This is a genomic window from Streptomyces viridochromogenes, from assembly GCF_001270495.1.
Classification (GTDB): domain Bacteria; phylum Actinomycetota; class Actinomycetes; order Streptomycetales; family Streptomycetaceae; genus Streptomyces; species Streptomyces viridochromogenes_A.
This window is the reverse complement of sequence record NZ_LGUR01000222.1, coordinates 23413-43992: the sequence shown is the minus strand read 5'-3', so window position 1 is coordinate 43992 and position 20580 is coordinate 23413. Positions and strand designations below refer to the sequence as shown.

The 20580-nt window shown below is 70.0% G+C and carries 16 protein-coding genes; 5 read left to right on the top strand and 11 right to left on the bottom strand.

Features of this window, described 5'->3' with window-relative positions:
* Positions 1-9 precede the first annotated feature (9 nt).
* Positions 10-735, top strand: coding sequence for a Mut7-C RNAse domain-containing protein (locus ADK36_RS31615; RefSeq protein ID WP_053199939.1), 726 nt, complete (start codon positions 10-12; stop codon positions 733-735).
* Here ADK36_RS31615 and ADK36_RS31610 read toward each other — a convergent pair.
* From ADK36_RS31610 to ADK36_RS31585, 6 genes are all read right to left on the bottom strand, one after another.
* Positions 732-3134, bottom strand: coding sequence for a galactose oxidase-like domain-containing protein (locus ADK36_RS31610; RefSeq protein ID WP_048586170.1), 2403 nt, complete (start codon positions 3132-3134; stop codon positions 732-734). The genes ADK36_RS31615 and ADK36_RS31610 overlap by 4 nt on opposite strands.
* Positions 3131-4312, bottom strand: a complete 1182-nt coding sequence (locus tag ADK36_RS31605) for a glycosyltransferase (RefSeq protein ID WP_048586169.1) — start codon at positions 4310-4312, stop codon at positions 3131-3133. The genes ADK36_RS31610 and ADK36_RS31605 overlap by 4 nt, the downstream gene beginning before the upstream one ends.
* Complete coding sequence (locus ADK36_RS31600; RefSeq protein ID WP_048586168.1) at positions 4309-5958, bottom strand: ArnT family glycosyltransferase; 1650 nt, start codon at positions 5956-5958, stop codon at positions 4309-4311. Before ADK36_RS31600 ends, ADK36_RS31605 begins: the two co-directional genes overlap by 4 nt.
* Entirely contained in the window at positions 5955-7232 is a 1278-nt protein-coding gene (locus ADK36_RS31595; RefSeq protein WP_053199954.1) for a glycosyltransferase, read from the bottom strand. The genes ADK36_RS31600 and ADK36_RS31595 overlap by 4 nt, the downstream gene beginning before the upstream one ends.
* A gap of 225 nt (positions 7233-7457) precedes the next feature.
* Entirely contained in the window at positions 7458-9491 is a 2034-nt protein-coding gene (locus tag ADK36_RS31590) for a thioredoxin domain-containing protein (protein ID WP_048586167.1), read from the bottom strand.
* 30 nt (positions 9492-9521) lie between these two features.
* Complete coding sequence (locus tag ADK36_RS31585; protein ID WP_053199936.1) at positions 9522-10208, bottom strand: hypothetical protein; 687 nt, start codon at positions 10206-10208, stop codon at positions 9522-9524.
* Between the two features lie 148 nt (positions 10209-10356).
* Here ADK36_RS31585 and ADK36_RS31580 point away from each other — a divergent pair, with 148 nt between their 5' ends.
* Entirely contained in the window at positions 10357-13560 is a 3204-nt protein-coding gene (locus ADK36_RS31580) for a tetratricopeptide repeat protein (protein ID WP_048586165.1), read from the top strand.
* Between the two features lie 74 nt (positions 13561-13634).
* Positions 13635-14543, top strand: coding sequence for a DUF6879 family protein (locus tag ADK36_RS31575; RefSeq protein ID WP_063784554.1), 909 nt, complete (start codon positions 13635-13637; stop codon positions 14541-14543).
* A gap of 137 nt (positions 14544-14680) precedes the next feature.
* On the opposite strand, the gene ADK36_RS31570 is transcribed toward ADK36_RS31575, so the two are convergent.
* Together ADK36_RS31570 and mca are read right to left on the bottom strand one after the other, a co-directional pair.
* Positions 14681-14941, bottom strand: coding sequence for a hypothetical protein (locus ADK36_RS31570; RefSeq protein ID WP_078916656.1), 261 nt, complete (start codon positions 14939-14941; stop codon positions 14681-14683).
* On the bottom strand, positions 14934-15794 hold the full coding sequence (gene mca, locus ADK36_RS31565) for a mycothiol conjugate amidase Mca (RefSeq protein ID WP_048586191.1): 861 nt from the start codon (positions 15792-15794) through the stop codon (positions 14934-14936). Before mca ends, ADK36_RS31570 begins: the two co-directional genes overlap by 8 nt.
* A gap of 168 nt (positions 15795-15962) precedes the next feature.
* On the opposite strand from mca, the gene ADK36_RS31560 reads away from it, so the two are divergent.
* Together ADK36_RS31560 and greA are read left to right on the top strand one after the other, a co-directional pair.
* Positions 15963-16361 (top strand): DUF4307 domain-containing protein, encoded by a 399-nt coding sequence (locus ADK36_RS31560; RefSeq protein ID WP_048586162.1) that lies wholly within the window; start codon positions 15963-15965, stop codon positions 16359-16361.
* A gap of 263 nt (positions 16362-16624) precedes the next feature.
* Entirely contained in the window at positions 16625-17125 is a 501-nt protein-coding gene (greA, locus tag ADK36_RS31555; RefSeq protein WP_048586161.1) for a transcription elongation factor GreA, read from the top strand.
* Positions 17126-17208: 83 nt separating this feature from the next.
* Here greA and ADK36_RS31550 read toward each other — a convergent pair whose 3' ends face one another.
* From ADK36_RS31550 to ilvA, 3 genes are all read right to left on the bottom strand, one after another.
* The gene (locus tag ADK36_RS31550) at positions 17209-18066 is read right to left on the bottom strand and encodes an ABC transporter permease (RefSeq protein ID WP_048586160.1); all 858 of its coding nucleotides are present in this window, start codon (positions 18064-18066) and stop codon (positions 17209-17211) included.
* Complete coding sequence (locus ADK36_RS31545) at positions 18063-19040, bottom strand: ATP-binding cassette domain-containing protein (protein ID WP_048586159.1); 978 nt, start codon at positions 19038-19040, stop codon at positions 18063-18065. The genes ADK36_RS31550 and ADK36_RS31545 overlap by 4 nt, the downstream gene beginning before the upstream one ends.
* 150 nt (positions 19041-19190) lie before the next feature.
* Complete coding sequence (gene ilvA / locus ADK36_RS31540; RefSeq protein WP_048586158.1) at positions 19191-20420, bottom strand: threonine ammonia-lyase; 1230 nt, start codon at positions 20418-20420, stop codon at positions 19191-19193.
* Positions 20421-20580 lie beyond the last annotated feature (160 nt).

Genomic DNA, 20580 nt, shown 5'->3' with positions numbered 1-20580 from the left:
CCTGACCAGGTGAACGGTCCCGAGATCCATGTCGAGTTCGCCCCCGAGCTGCGCCTGTTCCTCCCCAACGGACGGCGTGCCGGCGCGAGCGCCGTCACCACCGACGGCGTCTCGACCCTCGGCCATGTCGTGGAGTCACTCGGCATCCCGCTGACCGAGGTCGGCACCCTGGTCGTGGACGGCCACGAGGTGCCGGTGTCGCACATCCCGACGGCGGGCGAGTCCGTGACCGTACGCCCCGTCCGGCGCCCCCAGCGGGTGCCCGGCGCTCCCCTGCGCTTCCTGCTCGACGTCCACCTCGGCACCCTCGCCCGCCGGCTGCGCCTGCTCGGCGTGGACACGGCGTACGAGTCGACGGACATCGGCGACCCCGCGCTGGCCGCGCTCTCGGCCGCCGAGCAGCGGGTCATGCTCAGCCGTGACCGGGGGCTGCTGCGGCGCCGGGAGCTGTGGGCCGGGGCGTATGTCTACAGCACGCGGCCCGAGGACCAACTCCGTGACATCCTCGACCGGTTCCGCCCCGAGCTGCGGCCCTGGACCCGCTGCTCCGCCTGCAACGGCGTACTCAAGGCGGCCACCAAGGACGAGGTGGCGGACCGGCTGGAGGGCGGCACGCAGCGGTCGTACGACGTCTTCGCGCAGTGCACCGAGTGCGGGCGCGCGTACTGGAAGGGCGCGCACCACGAGCAGCTGGTGGCCATCGTGGAGCGCGCCCTCGCCGACTACGCCGGCTAACGCCGGGTCACATCACCCTTTCCGCAGGCGATTCCGTCCCTGTTCGGGTCCAACCGCAGCGGGTCGTCCTTGCCGTTGACCTTCAGTCGGCCGTAGTCGTTCTTCTTCAGCCAGTCGCAGCGGGACTTCGTCGTCGCCTTCACGGTCGGCGGGAAGTCCGTCGGCACGCAGACGTTGGCGGAGCCGTAGTGCCGGTCGCAGCCGGCGACGGTCAGGCTGACCTTCTGGGAGGTGCGCTTCTTGCCGGGGCCCGTGACCTTGCCCTTGAGGTTGTCGGCGAAGTCGTGGACGTGGGCGGAGGCGTCCGTGGCGCTCAGGGCCTGCGGGCCCTGGAGGTGCACCCACTTGGCGACCGACGGGACGCCGTTGGCGTCGACCGCGAAGAGCATGTACCAGCCGGGCGGGGCCAGGTTGGGGTTGCTCGTCACGTTCAGGTCGACGTTGTTGCCGTCCACCGACAGGGGGAGATCCACGAACCGCTGGTTCGGGTCGGAGGAGTGGGTGACGGCGGCCGGACGGATCAGCTCTGCCTTGGCGATGGGCCGGTCGACGGTGATCCGCTGAGTGTCGCCGTACGTCCACTCGGTGTCGATGACCGAAGTGATCGTCGGGCGCTCGCCCTTGAGGAGATAAGGCGGGGTGTAGACCGACACGTCGTGGTTCCAGGTGCCGTTGCCCGGGTTGTCGCCGGTGGTCATCACCCGGCCATCGGGCAGGAGGAAGGCGGAGGAGTGGTAGCCGCGCTCCTCGGGGTCGGGAGCCACCGGGTCGAAGGTGTTGGTGGCCGGGTCGTAGAGCGACGACTCGTACACCGGGTTGGCCCGGTTGTGCAGGGCGCCGCCGGTCTCCAGGACCTTGCCGTCGGGCAGGAGCACGGCGGAGACGTACATCTTGCCCTGGTTGCCGGTCTGCGGGACCTTGCCGGCGCCCAGGTCGACGGTGCCCTGCGGGAGCGGCGGGCCGGCGACGTAGGACGGGTTCGCCTGCTTGAGGTCGATGACGTCGGTGAGGCGGTTGGCGTCCGGGTTGGAGTCGATGTTGCCGCCGCCGACGGTGAGGACCTTCTGGTCCTGGGCCGGGGGCAGCAGCACGCTCGCGGACTGGTCGCGCTGGTCCTTGTTCTGCAGGCCGGGGACCTGGGTGATCGTGTTGGCGTCGTAGTCGTAGATCGCCGAACCCGTGCCCGGGATGTTGTTGCCGAAGACATGGCTGCCCGAGTAGAAGAGGCGGCCGTCCTGCATGAGGATCATCGACGGGTACAGGCCCCAGTACGACCAGGTCTGGTTGACCTTCCAGAGCTCCAGCCACTTCTGCTCGGCGTCCGACCACAGCTCGGCGGCCACCGAACCGGTCGAGTCCTCCTTCAGACCGCCGAAGGAGATCACGTCACCGTTGCCGAGGATGGTGGCCGACGGGTACCAGTGGCCGTCGTTCATGTCGTTGGTCTTGCTGTACGTCTCGGTGACCGGGTCGAAGAGGTACGAGTCCTTGTAGCCCTGGTAACCGATCGTGCCGTCGGCCGACGGATAGCCCTTGTTGCCGCTCATCACGAGCACACGCCCGTCGTCCAGCTGGACGTGGCCTGCGCAGAACATGTCCTTCGGGGTGGGGATCTGCTTGTACGTGCCGTTCTCGGGGTCGTAGACCGCGCTGGTGAACGTGCCCGCCGCGAACTTCTCCGGGTCGTTGCCGGAGCCCGCGATCAGCAGCACCTTGCCGTTGTTCAGCACGACGGAGTGCATGGAGCGGACCGGGTTCTTCGTGGGCAGCACGTCCCAGCGGCCGTTCGCGCACTCCTCGGCCGTGCCCGTGCACACCGGGTCGGGGACGGGGTCGGCGACCTGGTCCATCGTGTAGTCGTCGGTGGTGACGGAGCCGGTGCCGTAGACGGAGACGCCCCAGGCGATCCGGTCGGTACCGGCGGGTACCTCGGGCGTACGGACCGTCGCCTCGGTCCAACCGGCCGCCATCTCCAGCGTCTTGAGGTCGGTCCAGTACTGCCAGCCCGCCGTGGCGTCGTGCCGGAAGAGGGTGACGGAGGCGTCCGGGGTGGTCGACCTGTACCAGAGCCCCAGGTCGTACTGCTTGCCCGGCGTGACGACCGGCGCGCACTCGGCGGACTCGGTGATCAGCGCCTTGCGGTCGCCCTCGACCCGGCGGGTGAGCGTGACCTTCATGGCCTTGCCGCCGGAGTGGGCGTCGGCCACCGTCTCGAAGGTGAAGTCGTTGTCGCCCCAGCCGGACTTCTTCCAGCAGTAGGGCATGTCGTCGGTGCCGGCGGTCTCGAAGCCGGGGTTCTTGATGAGGTTGGCGGCGGAGGCGGGCTGGGGCGCGGTGAGGAGGAGACCTCCGGTGAGGCCCAACACGGCCAGCAAGGCCGTTCTCGGTCTCGATCTCATGCAGTACTCCTTGCTGTGCGGCTCCTGCGCGGCAGATAGACCAGCGCCTCGGTACCGACGAAGCGCAGGACGAACGTGATGACCAGGGCCAGCGCGGTGGCCGGCAGCACCGCGAGGCCGAACTGGCCGACCAGCAGCGCGATCAGCGGGATGCGCAGCACCAGGTCGGCGTTGGCGAGCAGCGCGAACCGGACCGTGCGGTCGGCCCAGTGGCGGTGGATGCGCCGGTCGCGGAACAGCAACTTCTCGATGAGGAGGAAGTTCCAGGCCACACCGAACTGGTTGGCGACTATCTCCGCCGGGAGATAGTGCAGGCCCGCCTGTGTCAGCGCCCACAGGGCGGCCAGGTTCGGCACGAAGCCCGTCAGCCCGATCAGCCCGAACACCACCATCCGGGACAGCGGGTCGGCCGTACGCAGCCCGGCGAGGTGCCGCAGGAAGCGGCGCCCCTCCGACGCGGTGGACTTGGACTCCCCCGCGAACCGCTCCTGGAAGACGAACGGCACCTCGGTGACCGTGCGCGGGCGGCTGCGGACGGCCAGCTCCAGCAGGATCTTGTAGCCGAGCGGCTTCAGCGCCTCCGCGGTGATGTCGCTGCGGCGGATGGCGAAGAAGCCGCTCATCGGGTCGCTGATGCCGTGCAGCCGGCGCGGGAAGAGGGACTTGGTCAGCCAGGTCGCCGCCCTGGACACGGCCACCCGGTAGCTGCCGGCGAGCCCGGCCCGGCTGCCGCCCTTGATGTACCGGGAGGCGACGACGAGCCCGGCCTGAGCCCGCTCGCCGGTGGCCACCAACTCCGGGACCAGGGACGGCGGATGCTGGCAGTCGCCGTCCATGACGACGATCCAGTCCGACCCGGCCGCCTTCATCCCCTCGACGACCGCACCGCCGAGCCCGCCGACCGGTTCGTCCCGGTGGATGACGGTCACGGGGAACGGGCAGTCCTGGGCCGCCTCCTTGATGACCTGCGGGGTGTCGTCGGTGGAGTCGTCCACGAAGACGACCTCGCAGGGCAGCCGCGACGGCACCGACTCGGTGATCTGGTGCAGCAACTGGCGTACGTTCGCCGACTCGTTGAAGGTCGGTACGACGATGGTGACGGCGCCGGGTTCGGGAACCTCGGCGGCGTCCACCGACGGATCGCCCAGCTCTCCGGGGGCGGTGTACTCGTGCGTCATCGAACCCCTCCGGATGCTGTCTGGATCCGCCGGATCTCGATCCGGTCCTCGCCGGTGCCGAACACGGCGACCGGCGTCGAGTGCTCCATCGCCGCCTTGACGTTGGGCAGGTCGACCGCATCCCGGCGTACCGTCGGCGAGGCGACCACGTAGTCGAGGTCCTTCCAGCCGCGCGGCATCGTCTTCGTCACGGCCGGGTCGAGGTCGGCCTTGTAGAACCAGATGGCGCCGAGCCCGGGCTCGTACCCCGCGTGCACCAGGTCCAGCCACAGCGCGTCGTCGACGAGCACCCGGGTGTCCTCCGGGTCCGCCACCTCGGTGGCCAGCCACTTCGAGGCGGCCTGGTAGGGCGCGTTGGCGTCGGCGGTGACGGCGGTGCGGGCGCCGTCGTACCAGCGCGGGACGACGTAGGCGCAGGCGGCGAGTGCGAGGACGGCCGCGAGGGCGTACCGCCCGCCGGTGACGTACCGTTTCTCGGCCCCCGAGCGCCATCTCCGCAGTACCGCGTGGGCGACCGAGGCCGTTCCTCCGGCGAGGACGAGGGCGAGGAAGGGCAGCGCCTGGATGACGTACATGGCGGGCAGGTAGCCGGTGGGGCGCATGGCCACCAGGGCGAGGATGACCACCGCGCACGACGGGCCGGCCAGGGCGCGGGCGGTGACCGACCAGCGCCAGGTGGCCAGGAGCAGCAGACCGCCCGCGAGGCCGCCGAGGATGAGGACGCGGTCGTAGTAGAGCCAGGACTGCAGGACACCCCAGGAGCCGGAGCCCTGGTCGAGGATGAAGCCCGAACCCGGCCTGGTCATCTGGTACTTGATGCCGTCCCAGAGCGAGACATGCCCGCTGCCCGGGAACAGCTCGCCCTTCAGCAACGCGAAGAGCGGGTACGAGAGGCCGATCAGCGCGCAGGCGGTGACGGCGCCGGTGAGGGCGAACTTGCGGGTGTCGCGGTGGCTGTGCCGCCACATGGTGACGAAGACCGCCGGGAGGACGAAGAGCATCGTCTCCTTGGTCAGCACGGCCGTGGCGGCCGCGATCCCGGCGCCGAAGTGGTGCCAGAGGTGGCGGCTCGGGGAGGCGGCGAGCGCGAACGCGAGGAGCGTCCACATCACCGCGAGGTTGTCGAGGAAGATCTCCCGCTGGAGGACGACCGACAGGGGTGAAAGGCCGAACAGGACCATGCCGAGCCCGGCCGCCCAGCGCGGCAGCGACAGCCGCCGCCCGAGCACGTAGACGAGGACGGCGCTGACCGCGCTGATGACGAGCATCGCGGCGCGCATGGTGCCGACGGTCATCGAGTCGGGGCTGAGCGCGGCGGGTATCCAGGTCAGCAGGGCTATCTGGATCCAGCCCAGGGGCGGGTGGTCGTACCAGTAGGTGTAGTGGGCGAGCCCCCGGCCCTCCTGGACGGCCCAGGCCTGGGCGAGGTAGGTGCCCTCGTCGTCGCTGAGAGTCGGGTAGTCGGCGATGTTCCAGCCCTGCACGACGAGGATCGCCACGAGGAGCGCACCGCACAGGATCAGGTCGGGTCTGGACGAACGCAGCCGCTTCGGCGGGGCCGTTCGGCCGGTCGGCCGCGTTTCAGGCGCAGGCTGCCGCTGCGCGGGGACCTTCGGAGTGGTCACCGCGGGAAGGGTGGAGGTCACGCGGGGACGTCCTCTCGGAGCTCTCGGCTCGTTTCGGCATGGGTGAGATGCGCGCCGACGTGGGTGGTCAGCTCCCAGTCGTTACGGCCGCGCTGCTCACGCCATACGGCGCGGACGGCGGCCCCGGCGAGGAGCACCTGGTAGAAGGGGCCGCCCACGATGAGCTTCAGGTAGTGGACGAAGCGGACGCGCAGCCCGTACTGCTTGCCGAAGTCGTGCAGTCCGACGACCTCGAAGACGAAGGTGACGAGCGCGGTGACGGCCGGCAGGAAGGTGATGAAGGCGACGGTCACGGACACGTCGAGGAACACCGCGATCGCGATGTTGAGCGGGATGACGAGCCCGGTGAAGGCCTGCATGAACGGCGTCATCAGCGTGTACCGGGCGAGCAACCGCTGCCCGAAGGTGGGCAGTTGCCGCCAGTCCTTCTTCCGGTAGACCTGGAGGAAGCCCTGGTTCCAGCGGGTGCGTTGCTTGAGCAGCGACATCAGGCTGCCGGGCGTCTCCTCCTTGGTCACCATGTCGGAGTCGTAGGCGACGACGACCTTCTTGCCGACGCTGGACAGCCGGACGCCCAGGTCGCAGTCCTCGGCGAGGCAGTTCGGGTCCCAGCCGTCGGCTTCCCGCAGCACGTCGGTGCGTACGAAGACGGTGTTGCCGCCGAGCGGGATGAACCCCTTCTGCGCGTGCAGGTGCAGTCGCGACCGGAACCAGAAGAAGTACTCCAGGCAGTTGCGCAGGCTGTACCAGCTGGAGTGGAAGTTGATCAGCTGGACCCCGCCCTGGACCACGTCCGCCTCGGTCGTCCGGAACGCGTGGTCGACATGGGCGAGGAGCTCCGGGTGGACCTGGTCCTCGGCGTCGAAGACCCCTACGACGTCGCCGCGGCAGTGCGGCAGCGCCGTGTTCATGGCCTTCGGCTTGTTCTTCTTCTCGTGGGTGTCGACGACGACGCGGACGCGAGGATCACGTGCCGCGGCCGTCTCGGCCACCGCCGTGGTCTCCGGGTCGTCGTGCCCGACGATCACGATGATCTCGAAGTCGGTGTGTGTGGACTCCAGCAGCCGCTGGATGGTGTGGTCCAGCACGGCCTGTTCGTGCCGGGCCGGCAACAGCAGCGAGAACGAAACGTGCTCGCCGCCGTCCGGACTGCTGAACCGGGTGGAGGCGAGCACCTCGGGCGTACGCCACGCGTGCATCTGCCACCACAGAGTAAAAGCCGCCATCCAGAACAAGGCCAGCGAGACGAAGGCTATGAAGACAGACGTCAGCAACAGATCCCCCCAGATCCCCAATGCCCCCTGTCGCGAACGGCGAGTCACATCCGTCGCGTCACTGTGGAGAGATTAGGGGGGAAGTGTGAAGCGCGAGGGCTGTTCCGATAAATAGCTTGTTTCGGAACGGTGCGGCAGAAAGCGCGATCTATCCGAACACACGCCCAATTTGGGCATGCGGAACCCACGCCCTCCGCTTCCGCTTTCCGGTCCTCCCTCGACCCCTCAGCCGCTCAGTGACGTGCGCAGCCGCTCAGGATCGGTCGTCGGGGCGTCACAGGTGAAGTTACGGCAGACATACGCGGCCGGTTCACCGCCGACCAGCGGGCGGTCGGCGAGAAGCGGAAGCTCGTCACTGTCCGGCGTCCCGACGGCGACGACGGCGCCGGGGGCGGTGCCCAGAAGTGCCGTACGGTGCAGGGCCCTCGTGGCCTTGTCGTCAAGGCCCGGTCCGACGATCGCGACCTCGCGGGGCCCGTCGAGGTTGGCCTCGGCGACGGCCAGCCCCCAGCCGATGAAGCGGGGCACACGCGGGCCGAGGGCCTTGACCACGCCCAGCGCCTTCTCGGCGGCGGCGCGATGGGGCTCCGCGCCGGTCTGGGCGGCATAGCTCAGCAGTGCGCCGGCCGCCGCGCTCCAGCCGGAGGGGGCGGCGTTGTCGGTGGGGTCCTGGGGGCGGCGGATCAGTTGCTCGGCGTCGGCGGCCGTGTCGTAGAGGGCGCCGGACTCCGCGTCGGTGAAGCGGGCGAGGACGTGGTCGAGCAGGAACCCGGCGAACTCCAGCCAGACGCCCTCACCCGTGACGGACGCGAGCGCGAGGAAGCCCTCGGCGACATCGCCGTAGTCCTCCAGCACACCCGCGTTGGCGCCGGCCTTGCCGTCCTTGCTGGTACGGGCGAGGCGCGCGTGGTCGTCGAGGTGCAGCCGAACGAGCAGGTCGCCGGCCCCGAGGGCGGCCTCCACGAGGTCCGGGCGGTCGAAGTAGGCGCCGGTCTCGGCGAGGGCGGCGATCGCGAGGCCGTTCCAGGCTGCGACGATCTTGTCGTCCCGGCCGGGCGCGGGGCGCGTGCCGCGGTGCCGGAGCAGCCGCTCGTGGATCGAGGTGATCTTCTCGGCGTCGAACAGACCGTCCTGCTGCGGGAGTTGAAGCACCGACGAACCCTCCTCGAAGGTGCCCTCCTCGGTGACGCCGAAGTGCCGGGCGGCGAGTTCGGCGTCCTCGTCGCCGAGTACCTCGCGCAGCTGCTCCGGCGTCCACACGTAGTACGCGCCCTCGACGTGCCGGCCCGTCCCGTCGTCGCTGTCGGCATCCAGCGCGGAGGCGAACCCGCCCTCGTCGGTGCGCAGTTCCCGCACCATGAAGTCGGCGGTCTCCAGAGCGACACGGCGCGCGAGCTCGGAGCCGGTGGCGCGCCACAGGTGGGCGTACACGCGGCACAGCAGGGCGTTGTCGTACAGCATCTTCTCGAAGTGCGGCACGACCCAGTCACGGTCGACGGAGTAGCGCGCGAACCCACCGCCGAGCTGGTCGTAGATACCGCCCCGGGCCATGCGCTCGCAGGTGTCCTGAGCCATCTGCAGCGCGCCCTCGGCGCCGGTCCGCGCATGGTGCCGCAGCAGGAACTCGATCACCATGGACGGCGGGAACTTGGGCGCGCCCCCGAATCCGCCGCGCTGCGGGTCGTACTCCCGCGTCAGCCCGAGCAGCGCCTTGGCCAGCTCCTCCTCGCCGGGTGCCTCGGTACCGCCGTAGGAGATCTCCCGCTCGGCGAGATCCCGGGTGATCTTCCCCGCGACGTCGGCGACCTCGTCCCGCCGGTCCACCCAGGCGCTGCGCACGCCCTCCAGCACCTGCCGGAAGGACGGCATGCCGTGCCGGGGGGCGGGCGGGAAGTAGGTGCCGAAGTAGAAGGGCTCGGCGTCCGGGGTGAGGAAGACGGTCATGGGCCAGCCGCCCTGGCCGGTGGCGGCCTGGACGGCCTCCATGTAGACGGCGTCGACGTCGGGGCGTTCTTCGCGGTCGACCTTGATGTTGACGTAGTGGGCGTTGAGGTAGTCGGCCGTCTCCTGGTCCTCGAACGACTCGTGAGCCATCACATGGCACCAGTGGCAGCTGCTGTAGCCGACGCTGAGCAGGACCGGTTTGCCGCTCTTGCGGGCCTCGTCGAAGGCTTCGGCCGACCACGGCCACCAGTCGACGGGGTTGTCCGCGTGCTGGAGCAGGTAGGGGGACGTCTCGTGAGCCAGTCGGTTCGGCATGGGGTCCATCCTGCCGCAGTACCCCGCCGGTCAGACGTCAGGCGTCTCCCATACGGTGACCTTGAGTTTCCCGGTGCCCCGGTCGGGTGCGCTGATGACGTCGAGGTAGGCGACGCGGCCCTCGCTCGTCCGCAGGCAGAAGCCGTCGCCCGCCTTCACGTACGCCGAATAGCTGCCGTTGCGTTCCACGCTCTGGAGGCATTCCGCGGCCGTCGGGACGGCTTCGGGGTCGGGCCACGGGGCCAGGTTGGAAGCGGATCCCGGGACGGTCAGACCGGGGTCGCCGATGGACGCCGAGAAGATGACGTCCGCGCCCTTGGAGCTCACCACGACCGGTTTCGACGTGTCCAGTTCAAGGTAGAACCCCGCGTCGGTGATGTCGTCCGCCACCTCGACCGGCCCGTACAGCGGCTTGGCGGCGGAAGCGCTTTTCGTCGGGGTGGGCTGCTGCTCCTGGTCGGCCCGGTCGGTCGAACCGGTGGATGCGGACGACTGTGCGGGCGTCGTCGTCTCCTCCGCGCTCTTGTCGTCCGAAGCCCCCGGCCTGCTCACCAGGATCGTGATCAGGATGCCCACGACCGGGATGACGATCCCGATGACCCACCAGGCCCAGCGGGGCTGGTGGGGCTGGTGGGGACCCTGCGGGGGCGGGGTCTGCGGCGGACCGTACGGCTGTCCCTGCGGTGGACCCGCCGGCCCGTTGTTCGCCCAGCTCATGCTCTCCCCCGTGGTTCCCGTTCGTGTGCGCGATCACCATAGCCAAAACCCCTCGCGGCCCCCAGGGGACCCCGGCCCTCTCCCCAACAACACCCCATCCACAGCACACTTGACCAAGAACACCGTTGCCGCCGGAGGGGGACGTGACATGCGGGACAGTCATCGGGCCGATGCCGAGCGGCTGTTGGCCCGGGCCGTGGAGGAGGAAGTCCGGCGTTCGGGCGGGCGGATCGACGGGCCGGTGCTGCTGTCGCGGGCGCGCGGGGCGCTCGATGCCATGGCGCAGGCGGCGGCCGAGGAGTACGAGGCGTACACGCGCGCGCTGGACGAGGCGGAGGCCGGCCGGCTCACGTTCGGGCAGCGGTTCGCGAGGGAGGGCGGCGGTACGCCGCTGATGGTGGCGGGCGTCGCCGCGGTCGCGGCCGCCGTGTCCGACCTGGCGCTCGGCACCGGCGCGGGGACGGCCGTGGGCGCGGGTGTGACCGTCGGTGTCGTCGGCGCGGCGGCGACGGTCGTGAAGGTGGCCGGCACGCATCTGCCCGCCGCGCACCACCGTGCGGGCGCCGTCAGCCAGCCCGGCGGCCCGGAACAGCTGCGGCTGCAGTGGCTGACGGCGCTGGAGGTACGGGGCATCCGTCCGTTCCTCGACCAGCAGCGGGTGCTGAGCGCGTCCACCGGCCCGAAGCAGACCGGGCGGCGGCTGAAGGGCGCGGACAAGAGCGCGGCGGCCCGCGGCCGGAACGCGCTGGAGCAGTCGTTCGGTCAACTCCCGGCGCCGACGGGCCCGTTCGCGGGTCGCCGACAGGAGATGGCCCGCATCCGGCAGTGGGTCCAGGCGGCGCGGGCGAGCACGGAGACGAAGCCGACGGTTGTCGTCCTGCACGGGCCGCCCGGCGGGGGTCGTACGGCACTGGCGGTCCGCGCGGCCCACGACCTGAAGGACCAGTTCCGCGGCGCGTGCGTGGTGGATCTGCGGGGCGACACGACGGAGGAGGCGCCGCTGTCGACGAGAGACGCGCTCCTGCATCTGCTGAACCGTTTGGGCGCCCCCCGTGAGCAGCTCCTGTTCCGCGAGCGTTCCTCGACCGACCAGCAGGTCAAGCGGCTGAGCGAGCTGTACCACCAGCACCTCACCGGCCTCCCGGTCACCGTCGTACTGGACGACGCCTCGGACGCGGCGCAGGTCCGCACCCTCGTCCCCGAGCGCTCCGACAGCCTGGTCCTGGTCACCGCCCGGGAGCCCCTCGACCTGCCCGCGGATCTCGCCGCCTGGGTGCACCAGCTGCCGGTGGAGCCGCTGGACGCGGCGGGCGCGGAGGAGCTGCTCAGCTCGGCGGCACAGGATTCCTCCAGTCCCTACGACGCCGAATCCGCCGACCTGATCCGGCAGTTGTGCGGCGGGCTGCCGCTGGCGCTGCGTATCGCGGGCTCGTCGCTGGGCCCGCGGTCACCGCGCACGCTGGCGACGGACCTCGGCGCGTACGGCCCGGTGGAGCCGGTCGAGCGGGTGCTGTGGCTTCGCTACACCGACCAGTCGGAGGCGGCGCGGCGTCTGCTGCGCAGGCTGGCCCTGGCGGGCCGTGCCTCGCTGGGCGCGGCAGCGGCGGCGGCGCTTCTGGCCACGGACGAGGCGGAGGCGACGCGCCACCTGGTGGCCCTGTCCCGGTCCGGCCTGATCGACCATGTGCGCGGCAACCGCTACCGCCTCCACGACCTGGTCCGCGCCTTCGCCCACGCCCGTCTCCTGGACGAGGAGGAGGCCGCGGAGCGTACGGCGGCGCAGGAGCGGCTGATCGTGAACTACGCCGACCTCGCGGAGTCCGTTCTGCGCCTGGTCGACGGCAACATGTCGACCCGCTCGGACCGCTTCAGCCCGCACGGGTTCACCTCGCTGGACGACGCGCTGCGCTGGCTGGACGACGAGTCCAGCTTCATCACGGCCGCGCTCAGGCACGCGGAGGACGCCAACCAGGCGGCGGTCCTGAACCTGCTGGGCGCCCTGTGCGACTACTGCCTGCTGCGGGGCGACCTCTACCGCCTCGGCGAGATCAGCGAACTGGCCCAGGCCGTGGACCAGGGCCTGCTGGTGCGCTCGGTGCAGTGGCGTACGGGCATCGCGGCCCGTCAGCTCGGCGAGCTGGACAAGGCCCGCACGACCCTGACCTCGGTGGTCGACCTCTATATGGAGGCCCACCACGACGCGGGGGCGGCCCGCGCGCTCTGCTCCCTCGGCATCACCCTCCACCACCAGGGCAACCTCACCGAGGCCGTGGCCAAGCTCCGTGCGGCCCTGGACCTCCAGTCGGCTCCCCAGCTGTCGACCGACCGCGCCTGGACGATGCACGCGCTGGCGGCCGTGGAGCGGGACCGGGGCCGGGTGTCGGAGTCGATGGACCTGCTGACCGAGTCCCTGGTCCTGCACCGCGCCGGCGAGTCGGTGCACGGCGAGGCGTGGGCCCACTTCCAGCTCGGCCAGCTCGGGCTGCGCATGGGCGACGTCCCGCGCGCGGAGTCGGAGCTGCGCCAGGCCCTGGAGCTGTACGGCCGTACGCGCGACGCCCGCGGGGAGGCCTGGGCGCTGACCCAGCTGGCCCGCGCGCGCCTGGTCGCCGGCGACCCGTCCCCGGCGGTGGACGGTCTGCGCCAGGCGGCCGCCCGGCATCGCGACAACGAGGACGCGCGCGGCGAGGCCTGGTCCGTCTACTACCTGGGCCAGGCCCTGGAGGAGACGGGCAACCTGGATGTGGCGGTGCGCGAGCTGGAGCGCTCCCGCACGATGTTCTCCCGCATCCAGGACGTCTACGGCCTCGCCTGCGCCCGGCACCACTCGGCCCGCGTGACCCGGGACCAGCGGGCCGCCCAGACCGGCTCGCTGAAGAACTCCGGCTTCGCCCGCCAGCTCCTCGTGGACGCCCGCGCCAACTTCCAGCGCATCGGCGTCGCCCACGGGGAGGCGTGGACGTGCCTCGAGCTCGCGGTGGTGGACGCCGGGAACGCCCGTACCCAGCAGGCACTGACGCTGTGCGACGACGCGGTGGCGTTGTTCTCGTCGTACGGCGACCGAAGAGGCGAGGACTGGGCGCGCTTCCTGCGCTGCACGCTGCTGCCGTACGCGGCGCCGGGCGGCGTCGAGGTCGGGACGGCTGTGGCGCAGGAGGAGCTGACGCAGCTGGCGCGGGGCAGGCACGCGCTTCGGGACGGGAAGCTGGACGACTTCGTCGAGGCCTATCTGTTGTTGCTGGAACGAGGCGTGGACCTGGAAGCCGGCTGGCAGGCTTGGCGGTTGGGGATGGTGCCGAACCGGCATGCCCGAGAGGTCATGGGAGTGCCGACCTCGGCTTCGCCTCGATGAGAGGGCCTCGCCCTCCGACGCGGCGCAGGGGCGAGGAGCGGCGCGAACAAGGTATCCGGCCGGGGGGAACCGACGTGGACGGACGTACGGCAGGGGAAGTCCAGGGCACGGCACCGTTCCGGGGGCGACACCGGTCGACGGCGTTGCGCAAGGCGCTGGTCACGGCGTTCGTGGCGACGGGCGCGTTCTTCCTGACGCTCGCCCTGACCGAGGACGCGACCCGGACGTGGCCGTGGACGGCATCCCTCGTCAGTGGCGGCGTGGCACTGATCGTGCAGTACCTGAGGGACTTCGAGCAGCGGTTCGAGACGGTCGACCGGCGCCTCGCCGAGATCTGCGCCGCGGCCGAGCTGTTCAGCCGGGTCGACGGTTCGGTGCTCCGCTCCGAGGAGGTGACGCGGCTGTTTCTCGGCTACACGAAGGTCCGTGAACAGGGCGGCGACATCGTGCAGGCCTTCGCCGAGAGGGAGCTGCGCCGTCTCGCGAGGACGCTGGAGGGCCTGGGCGGCGGCAGCATGGACGCCTCCGGCGAGAACCACGAGTGGCTGATCGACCTCACCGACTGCGTCAAGATGACCCTCGACGCCACCAGCACCTCCGTGGACCGGGAGTTCTGGTCCAGCGGGCCCGGCCAGCGGTACCTCACCGCGCAGGAGAAGGCGGTGAAGCGGCGGGGAGTGGCGATCCGGCGCCTGTTCGTCGTGCGGGAACCGGACGAGGTCACGCCGGAACTCACAGCGCTGTGCGAGGACCACCGCAGGCATGGCATCGAAGCGCGGATCGCGGTGCGCTCGCTGATGGAGTCACACACCCGGGTGGACGACTTCATCGTCTTCGACGGCGAACTGTGCTTCGAGACCATGCCGGACCTCCAGTCCGCCCCGGACGGCACCCGGCTGAGGGCGGAGCCGGAGCACGTCGACGACCGCGTCAGCCAGTTCACCGAACTCTGGGCCGCGGCGGAGTTCGTGCCCGAGCCCTGAGCACCGGTGGTGCGGGAGAGGTTCGGCCGGGCGGGGCCCGAGGTGAGGCAGGCGGGCGATACGGCATGACTCCCCGATGCCCCCGGGCATCACCGAATCATGCCGTCACCGCGTTGCCGCGCGGTCAGCGCCTGTGGTCAGCGCTTCGCGTCCGCGCCCGCCGCGTCGGCGTCGGCACCGTCGCCGGAGGCCCCCGCCCCGGGATCCGCGGCCTCCTTGAAGTCGACCTTGCTCATGTGGCGGTTCATGGACTTCATCAGGCCCCAGACCGCCAGTGCCATCACCGCGAAGACGATGAAGCCGAGGACGCCGGGGGTGACCTTGTCCTCGTCCACCTCCTTGGCGAGGGTGGCGAGCTGTGTCATTGCCAGGCTTGCGCTTGCGCTCATGTCAGGCATTGTCGCGGATGCCCGCAAAGAGGTCGTCCTCGGGGAGGGAGGTATCGACGAGGGACTTCGCCAGCTCGTACTCCTCCGTCGGCCAGACCTCCCGCTGGAGCTCCAGCGGAACGCGGAACCAGCCGCCGTCGGGGTCGATCTGGGTGGCGTGCGCGATCAGGGCCTTGTCGCGGATCTCATAGAAGTCGCCGCACGGGACGTGCGTGGTCAGCGTGCGCTGCTTCATGCCGAACTCGTCCCAGCGCTTGAGCCAGTCCCCGTAGGGGGACTCCAGGCCGCGGTCGAGCATGGCCTGGTGCAGCGCCTCGGTGCGGGGGCGGTTGAAGCCCTGGTTGTAGTAGAGCTTCCGCGGCTGATACGCGGGGCCGTACTCCGCCTCCGGGTACTTCTCGGTGTCCGCCGCTCCCTCGAACGCCACCATCGAGATCTTGTGGGTCATGATGTGGTCGGGATGCGGGTAGCCGCCGTTCTCGTCGTAGGTGGTGATCACCTGGGGACGGAAGGAGCGGATCTGCTTCACCAGCTCACCGGCCGCCTTGTCGACGTCCTCCAGGGCGAAGCAGCCCTCGGGGAGCGGGGGCAGCGGGTCGCCCTCGGGCAGACCTGAGTCGACGAAACCGAGCCACTCCTGCTTGACCCCGAGGATCTCGCGGGCCTCGTCCATCTCTTTCTTGCGTACCTCGTGGATGTGCTCCTCGACGTACTTGTCGCCCTGGAGCTTCGGATTGAGGATGGAGCCGCGCTCCCCGCCCGTGCAGGTCACGACCAGCACGTCCACCCCCTCGGACACGTACTTCGCCATGGTGGCCGCGCCCTTGCTCGACTCGTCGTCGGGGTGGGCGTGCACGGCCATCAGTCGCAGCTGGTCAGTCAAGACTCAATCCTCGTAGTCGGCGCCCCGGCGTGGGCCGGTGCGATCGGCGGCTTCTATAGTGACCGAATCGGGGGGCGGATAATTCCGGGGTACGGCTCGGAGGCCCCGTTTCGGGACATCCGTCCCGCCCCGGCCGAGAGGACGATCATGAGTACGGCGAGCACGCGGCTGCCCGAGAGCCGCTACGGCCGCTCCTCGGACGAGCGCGCCGACCGCACGCTCAAGGTCGTCGGCGCCGTCCTCGGGGCGGTGCTGCTGGCCCTGATCGGCTACTTCGCCTATCACTACATCGGCCAGAACAAGATCAGCGCCGAGGTCATCGAGTTCGACGCCGGCAAGGACTCGGTGAAGGTGCATCTGGAGGTCCGCAAGGACGCCGGCGTCTCCGGCTACTGCACGCTGCGCTCCCAGGCGGAGAGCGGCGCCGAGGTGGGCCGGGCCGACTTCCGCTTCGACGGCGACGCCACGCGGATCGACAAGGTCGTCACGCTGCGTACGACGTCCCAGGGGACGACGGCCGAACTGCTCGGCTGCCACACAGACTGATCACACCGACTGATCACACGGCCCGATCACACAGCCCGATCACATCGGCTGATCATGCTGACCAGAATCGACCGCCCTTGGTCACTCCCGACCGGTCGTGTCCGGAATACATAGCCGCTGACCTGCGTTGACGTGATTCTGATGGCTTATGTCCTCCCCCTTCGGCCATTGAATTGTTAGGCTCGTGGTTTCGCCCATCCGTGAAGGAACATCCTTCTGGGTAGGGCGATGCTTTGTATTCCCAGTACCTACGAGGAGCACCTGTGACCCAGACCAGCGAGAACGTCACCTGGCTGACCCAGGAGGCGTACAACCAGCTCAAGGCCGAGCTGGAGTACCTGTCTGGTCCTGCGCGCACTGAGATCGCCGCCAAGATCGCGGCCGCGCGCGAGGAGGGCGACCTGCGCGAGAACGGCGGGTACCACGCGGCCAAGGAGGAGCAGGGCAAGCAGGAGCTCCGAGTGCGCCAGCTGACCCAGCTCCTGGACAACGCCAAGGTCGGCGAAGCGCCGGCGTCGGCGGACGGTGCGGTCGCGCCCGGCATGGTCGTGACGATCGCCTTCGACGGCGACGAGGACGACACGATGACCTTCCTGCTCGCCTCGCGCGAGTACGCGAGTTCCGACGTCGAGACGTACTCGCCGCAGTCCCCGCTGGGCTCGGGCGTGATCGGCCACAAGGTCGGCGAGGACGCCCAGTACGAGCTGCCGAACGGCAAGACGGCCTCGGTGAAGATCCTCAAGGCCGAGCCCTACAACGGCTGACCCAGCCCTCAGGACCGGCAGGGCCCAGCGGGCCCGCCCTACCGTGACGAACCCCCGGCTGCCCCTCGGCGCCGGGGGTCTTGTCATGCGGTGGCGGAGCGGTACTTCCGAACCGCCAGGGTACGGAAGACGAGGATGATCAGGACCGAGTAGATCAGTGAGGCCCACACCGGGTGCTGCATGGGCCAGGCGTCCGAGGGTGAGACCCCGGGGTTGGCGAAGAGCTCACGGCACGCCTGGACCGTGGCGCTGAAGGGGTTCCAGTCGGCGACGTGCCGCAGCCACGGGGTCATATGGCTGGTGTCCACGAACGCGTTCGAGATGAAGGTGACAGGGAAGAGCCAGATCAGTCCGCTGGACGTGGCCGCCTCGGGCGTACGGACGGACATGCCGATCAGGGCGCCGATCCAGGTGAACGCGTAACCGAGCAGGAGCAGCAGTCCGAAGGCCCCCAGCACCCGGCCGGCGTCGGTGCTGCCGTCCGACCCGACGCGCCAGCCGACCAGCAGGGCGACCACGGCCAGGACGACCAGGGTCAGCGCGGTCTGGACGAGGTCGGCGAAGGTACGCCCGGTGAGCACCGCGCCTCTCGCCATGGGCAGCGAGCGGAAGCGGTCGATGAGCCCCTTGTGCATGTCGTCGGCGATGCCCGCGCCGGAGCTGGCGGTGGCGAACGTGACGGTCTGCGCGAAGATGCCCGCCATCAGGAAGTTCTTGTAGTCGACGGCGCTGGTGCTGCTTCCGATCTGCATGGATCCGCCGAAGACGTAGGTGAACAGCACCACGAACATGATCGGCTGGATGAGCCCGTAGATGATCATCTCGGGGATCCGGGACATCCGGATCAGGTTGCGCTTCGCGACGACCATCGAGTCCCGGAAGGACTGACTGACCGGGTTGGTGCTCGGCGCGACCCGCACGGCGTCGGTGAGGGCACTCATTTGACGGCCTCCTTGCCGTTCTCCTCGTCCTTGGCCTCGGCCAGGTGTCCCGTCAGGGACAGGAACACGTCGTCCAGGGTCGGGCGGCGCAGGCCGATGTCGTCGATCTCGATGCCACGGGTGTCGAGTTCACGGATGACCTCGGCGAGGAGCTTGGCACCTCCGGTCACGGGGACGGTGAGTTTGCGCATGTGCTCCTCGACCGTCGTGTCCCCCTTGCCGAAGCCGCGCAGCACCTCTGAGGCCGGCTGGATGTCGTCGCGTTCGTGCACCACGACCTCGACGCGCTCTCCGCCGGTGCGGGCCTTGAGCTGGTCGGAGGTGCCCTGCGCGATGACACGGCCGTGGTCGACGACCGCGATGTCGTGCGCGAGATGGTCGGCCTCTTCGAGGTACTGGGTGGTCAGCAGCAGGGTCGTACCGCCCGAGACCAGCCGCTTTATGACATCCCACAGCATCTGCCGGTTGCGGGGGTCGAGGCCGGTCGTCGGTTCGTCCATGAACATCACAGGCGGGGAGACGACCAGGGCGGCCGCCAGGTCCAGGCGGCGCCGCATGCCGCCGGAGTAGGTCTTCGTGGGGCGATCGGCGGCGTCGGCGAGGTCGAACTGCGCCAGCAGTTCGTCCGCTCGGGCCTTCGCCGGCTTCGCCTTCATCTGGTAGAGCTGCCCGACCATCTGAAGGTTCTCGCGGCCGGTGAGGTACTCGTCGACAGCCGCGAACTGACCGGACAGGCCGATGGAGCGGCGCACAGCGTCGGGATGCTTGAGGACGTCGATACCCGCGACGACCGCCGAGCCACTGTCGGGGCGCAGCAGGGTCGTCAGGCAGCGGACGGTGGTCGTCTTGCCCGCGCCGTTCGGCCCGAGCAGGCCCAGGACCGTGCCCTCGGGAACATCGAGGTCGACGCCGTCCAGAGCCCTTACGTCACCGAAGGTCTTCACCAGGCCTTCGGCATAGATGGCGCCTGGCATATGAATCTCCACGTCGTCGGGGAAACTTCGGAAAGCCTAGGTTTGCACTTTTCATTCCGCTGGGAGGCGGAATCACGAGACACACCATAACGCGATGTATCGCGTCTCTCAACAGAGTTGCCCGAACGAGTGACAAGAGGAGCCCGTGCCTCAGCCGATGACCGTGTAGCCCGCCTCGCGCAGGGCCTGGCCGACCTCGACGCAGTGCGCACGGCCCTTCGTCTCCAGGTGCAGCTCGACCTCCGCCTCCGTGAGCCCGAGCCGCGGGTCGGTCCGCACATGGCTCACATCGAGGACGTTGGCGTCCACCGCCGACAACACCCCGAGAAGCGTGGCGAGCGCGCCCGGCCGGTCCGTCAGCCGCAGCCGTACGGCCAGGTAGCGGCCCTGCGCGGCCATGCCGTGCCGCAGGACGCCCTGCAACAGCACCGGATCGACGTTGCCGCCGGACAGCACCGCGACGACCGGCCCCTCGAAGGATCCCGGGTCGCTCAGCAGCGCCGCGACGGGGCTCGCCCCGGCCGGTTCGACGACCAGCTTGGCCCGCTCCAGGCACAGCAGCAGGGCCGTGGCCAGCTCGTCCTCGGTGACCGTGCGGACCTCGTCCACCAGGTCCCCGATGATCCGGAACGGCACGTCACCGGGCCGGCCGACCTTGATCCCGTCGGCCATCGTCACCGGGTTGTCGACCGCGACCGGGTGCCCGGCCGCCAGTGAGGGCGGGTACGCCGCGGCGCCCGCCGCCTGCACACCCACGATCCGCACGTCGGGCCGCAGCGTCTTCACCGCCATCGCGATACCCGCCGCGAGCCCTCCCCCACCGATGCCGACGACGATCGTCCGCACCTCCGGGCACTGCTCCAGGATCTCCAGGCCGACGGTGCCCTGGCCGGCGATGATGTCGGGGTGGTCGAAGGGGTGGATGAACACCGCGCCCGTCTCGGCGGCGTACTCCTGGGCCGCGGCGAGCGTCTCGTCGACCACCTGACCATGCAGCCGCACCTCGGCCCCGTAGTCCCTGGTGGCGCTGATCTTCGGCAGCGGGGCGCCCTTCGGCATGAACACGGTCGAGCCCACGCCGAGCAGCGACGACGCCAGCGCGACGCCCTGCGCGTGATTGCCGGCACTGGCGGCCACGACCCCCGCGGCCCGCTCCTCCGGCAGCAGCCCGGCGATCCGCACATACGCGCCGCGCAGCTTGAACGATCCCGTCCGCTGGAGGTTCTCGCACTTGAAGTGCACCGGCGCGCCCACCAGCTGGGACAGGTGCCTGCTGCCCTCCATCGCCGTCACCCGCGCCACGCCCGTCAGCATCTTCTGGGCGCCCCGTACGTCGTCGAGCGTGACGGGAGGCAAGGAGTCAGCCGTGCTGTAGCTCATGACACAAGTCTCGCAGTTCACAGGCGCAAGGCCCTGTTGTGACCAAGCACCGAGATGGGTTTGCGCAGCGCCGGTACACCCCGCGTCCGGGCCGCGTACCCTGTCCCCCAACCCAGCACCCCCTTCATGAAGTGAGCCTCCGGCCATGCCCACAACACCT

Bases quoted from the DNA above. Each gene is read 5' to 3' on its own strand.
- mca (WP_048586191.1), bottom strand. From the start codon at position 15,794: ATGGCCGTGCACGCCCACCCCGACGACGAGTCGAGCAAGGGCGCGGCC.
- ADK36_RS31610 (WP_048586170.1), bottom strand. From the start codon at position 3,134: ATGAGATCGAGACCGAGAACGGCCTTGCTGGCCGTGTTGGGCCTCACC.
- ADK36_RS31570 (WP_078916656.1), bottom strand. From the start codon at position 14,941: ATGCCTGACATGAGCGCAAGCGCAAGCCTGGCAATGACACAGCTCGCC.
- ADK36_RS31545 (WP_048586159.1), bottom strand. From the start codon at position 19,040: ATGCCAGGCGCCATCTATGCCGAAGGCCTGGTGAAGACCTTCGGTGAC.
- ADK36_RS31590 (WP_048586167.1), bottom strand. From the start codon at position 9,491: ATGCCGAACCGACTGGCTCACGAGACGTCCCCCTACCTGCTCCAGCAC.
- ilvA (WP_048586158.1), bottom strand. From the start codon at position 20,420: ATGAGCTACAGCACGGCTGACTCCTTGCCTCCCGTCACGCTCGACGAC.
- ADK36_RS31605 (WP_048586169.1), bottom strand. From the start codon at position 4,312: ATGACGCACGAGTACACCGCCCCCGGAGAGCTGGGCGATCCGTCGGTG.
- ADK36_RS31580 (WP_048586165.1), top strand. From the start codon at position 10,357: ATGCGGGACAGTCATCGGGCCGATGCCGAGCGGCTGTTGGCCCGGGCC.
- ADK36_RS31560 (WP_048586162.1), top strand. From the start codon at position 15,963: ATGAGTACGGCGAGCACGCGGCTGCCCGAGAGCCGCTACGGCCGCTCC.
- ADK36_RS31550 (WP_048586160.1), bottom strand. From the start codon at position 18,066: ATGAGTGCCCTCACCGACGCCGTGCGGGTCGCGCCGAGCACCAACCCG.
- ADK36_RS31585 (WP_053199936.1), bottom strand. From the start codon at position 10,208: ATGAGCTGGGCGAACAACGGGCCGGCGGGTCCACCGCAGGGACAGCCG.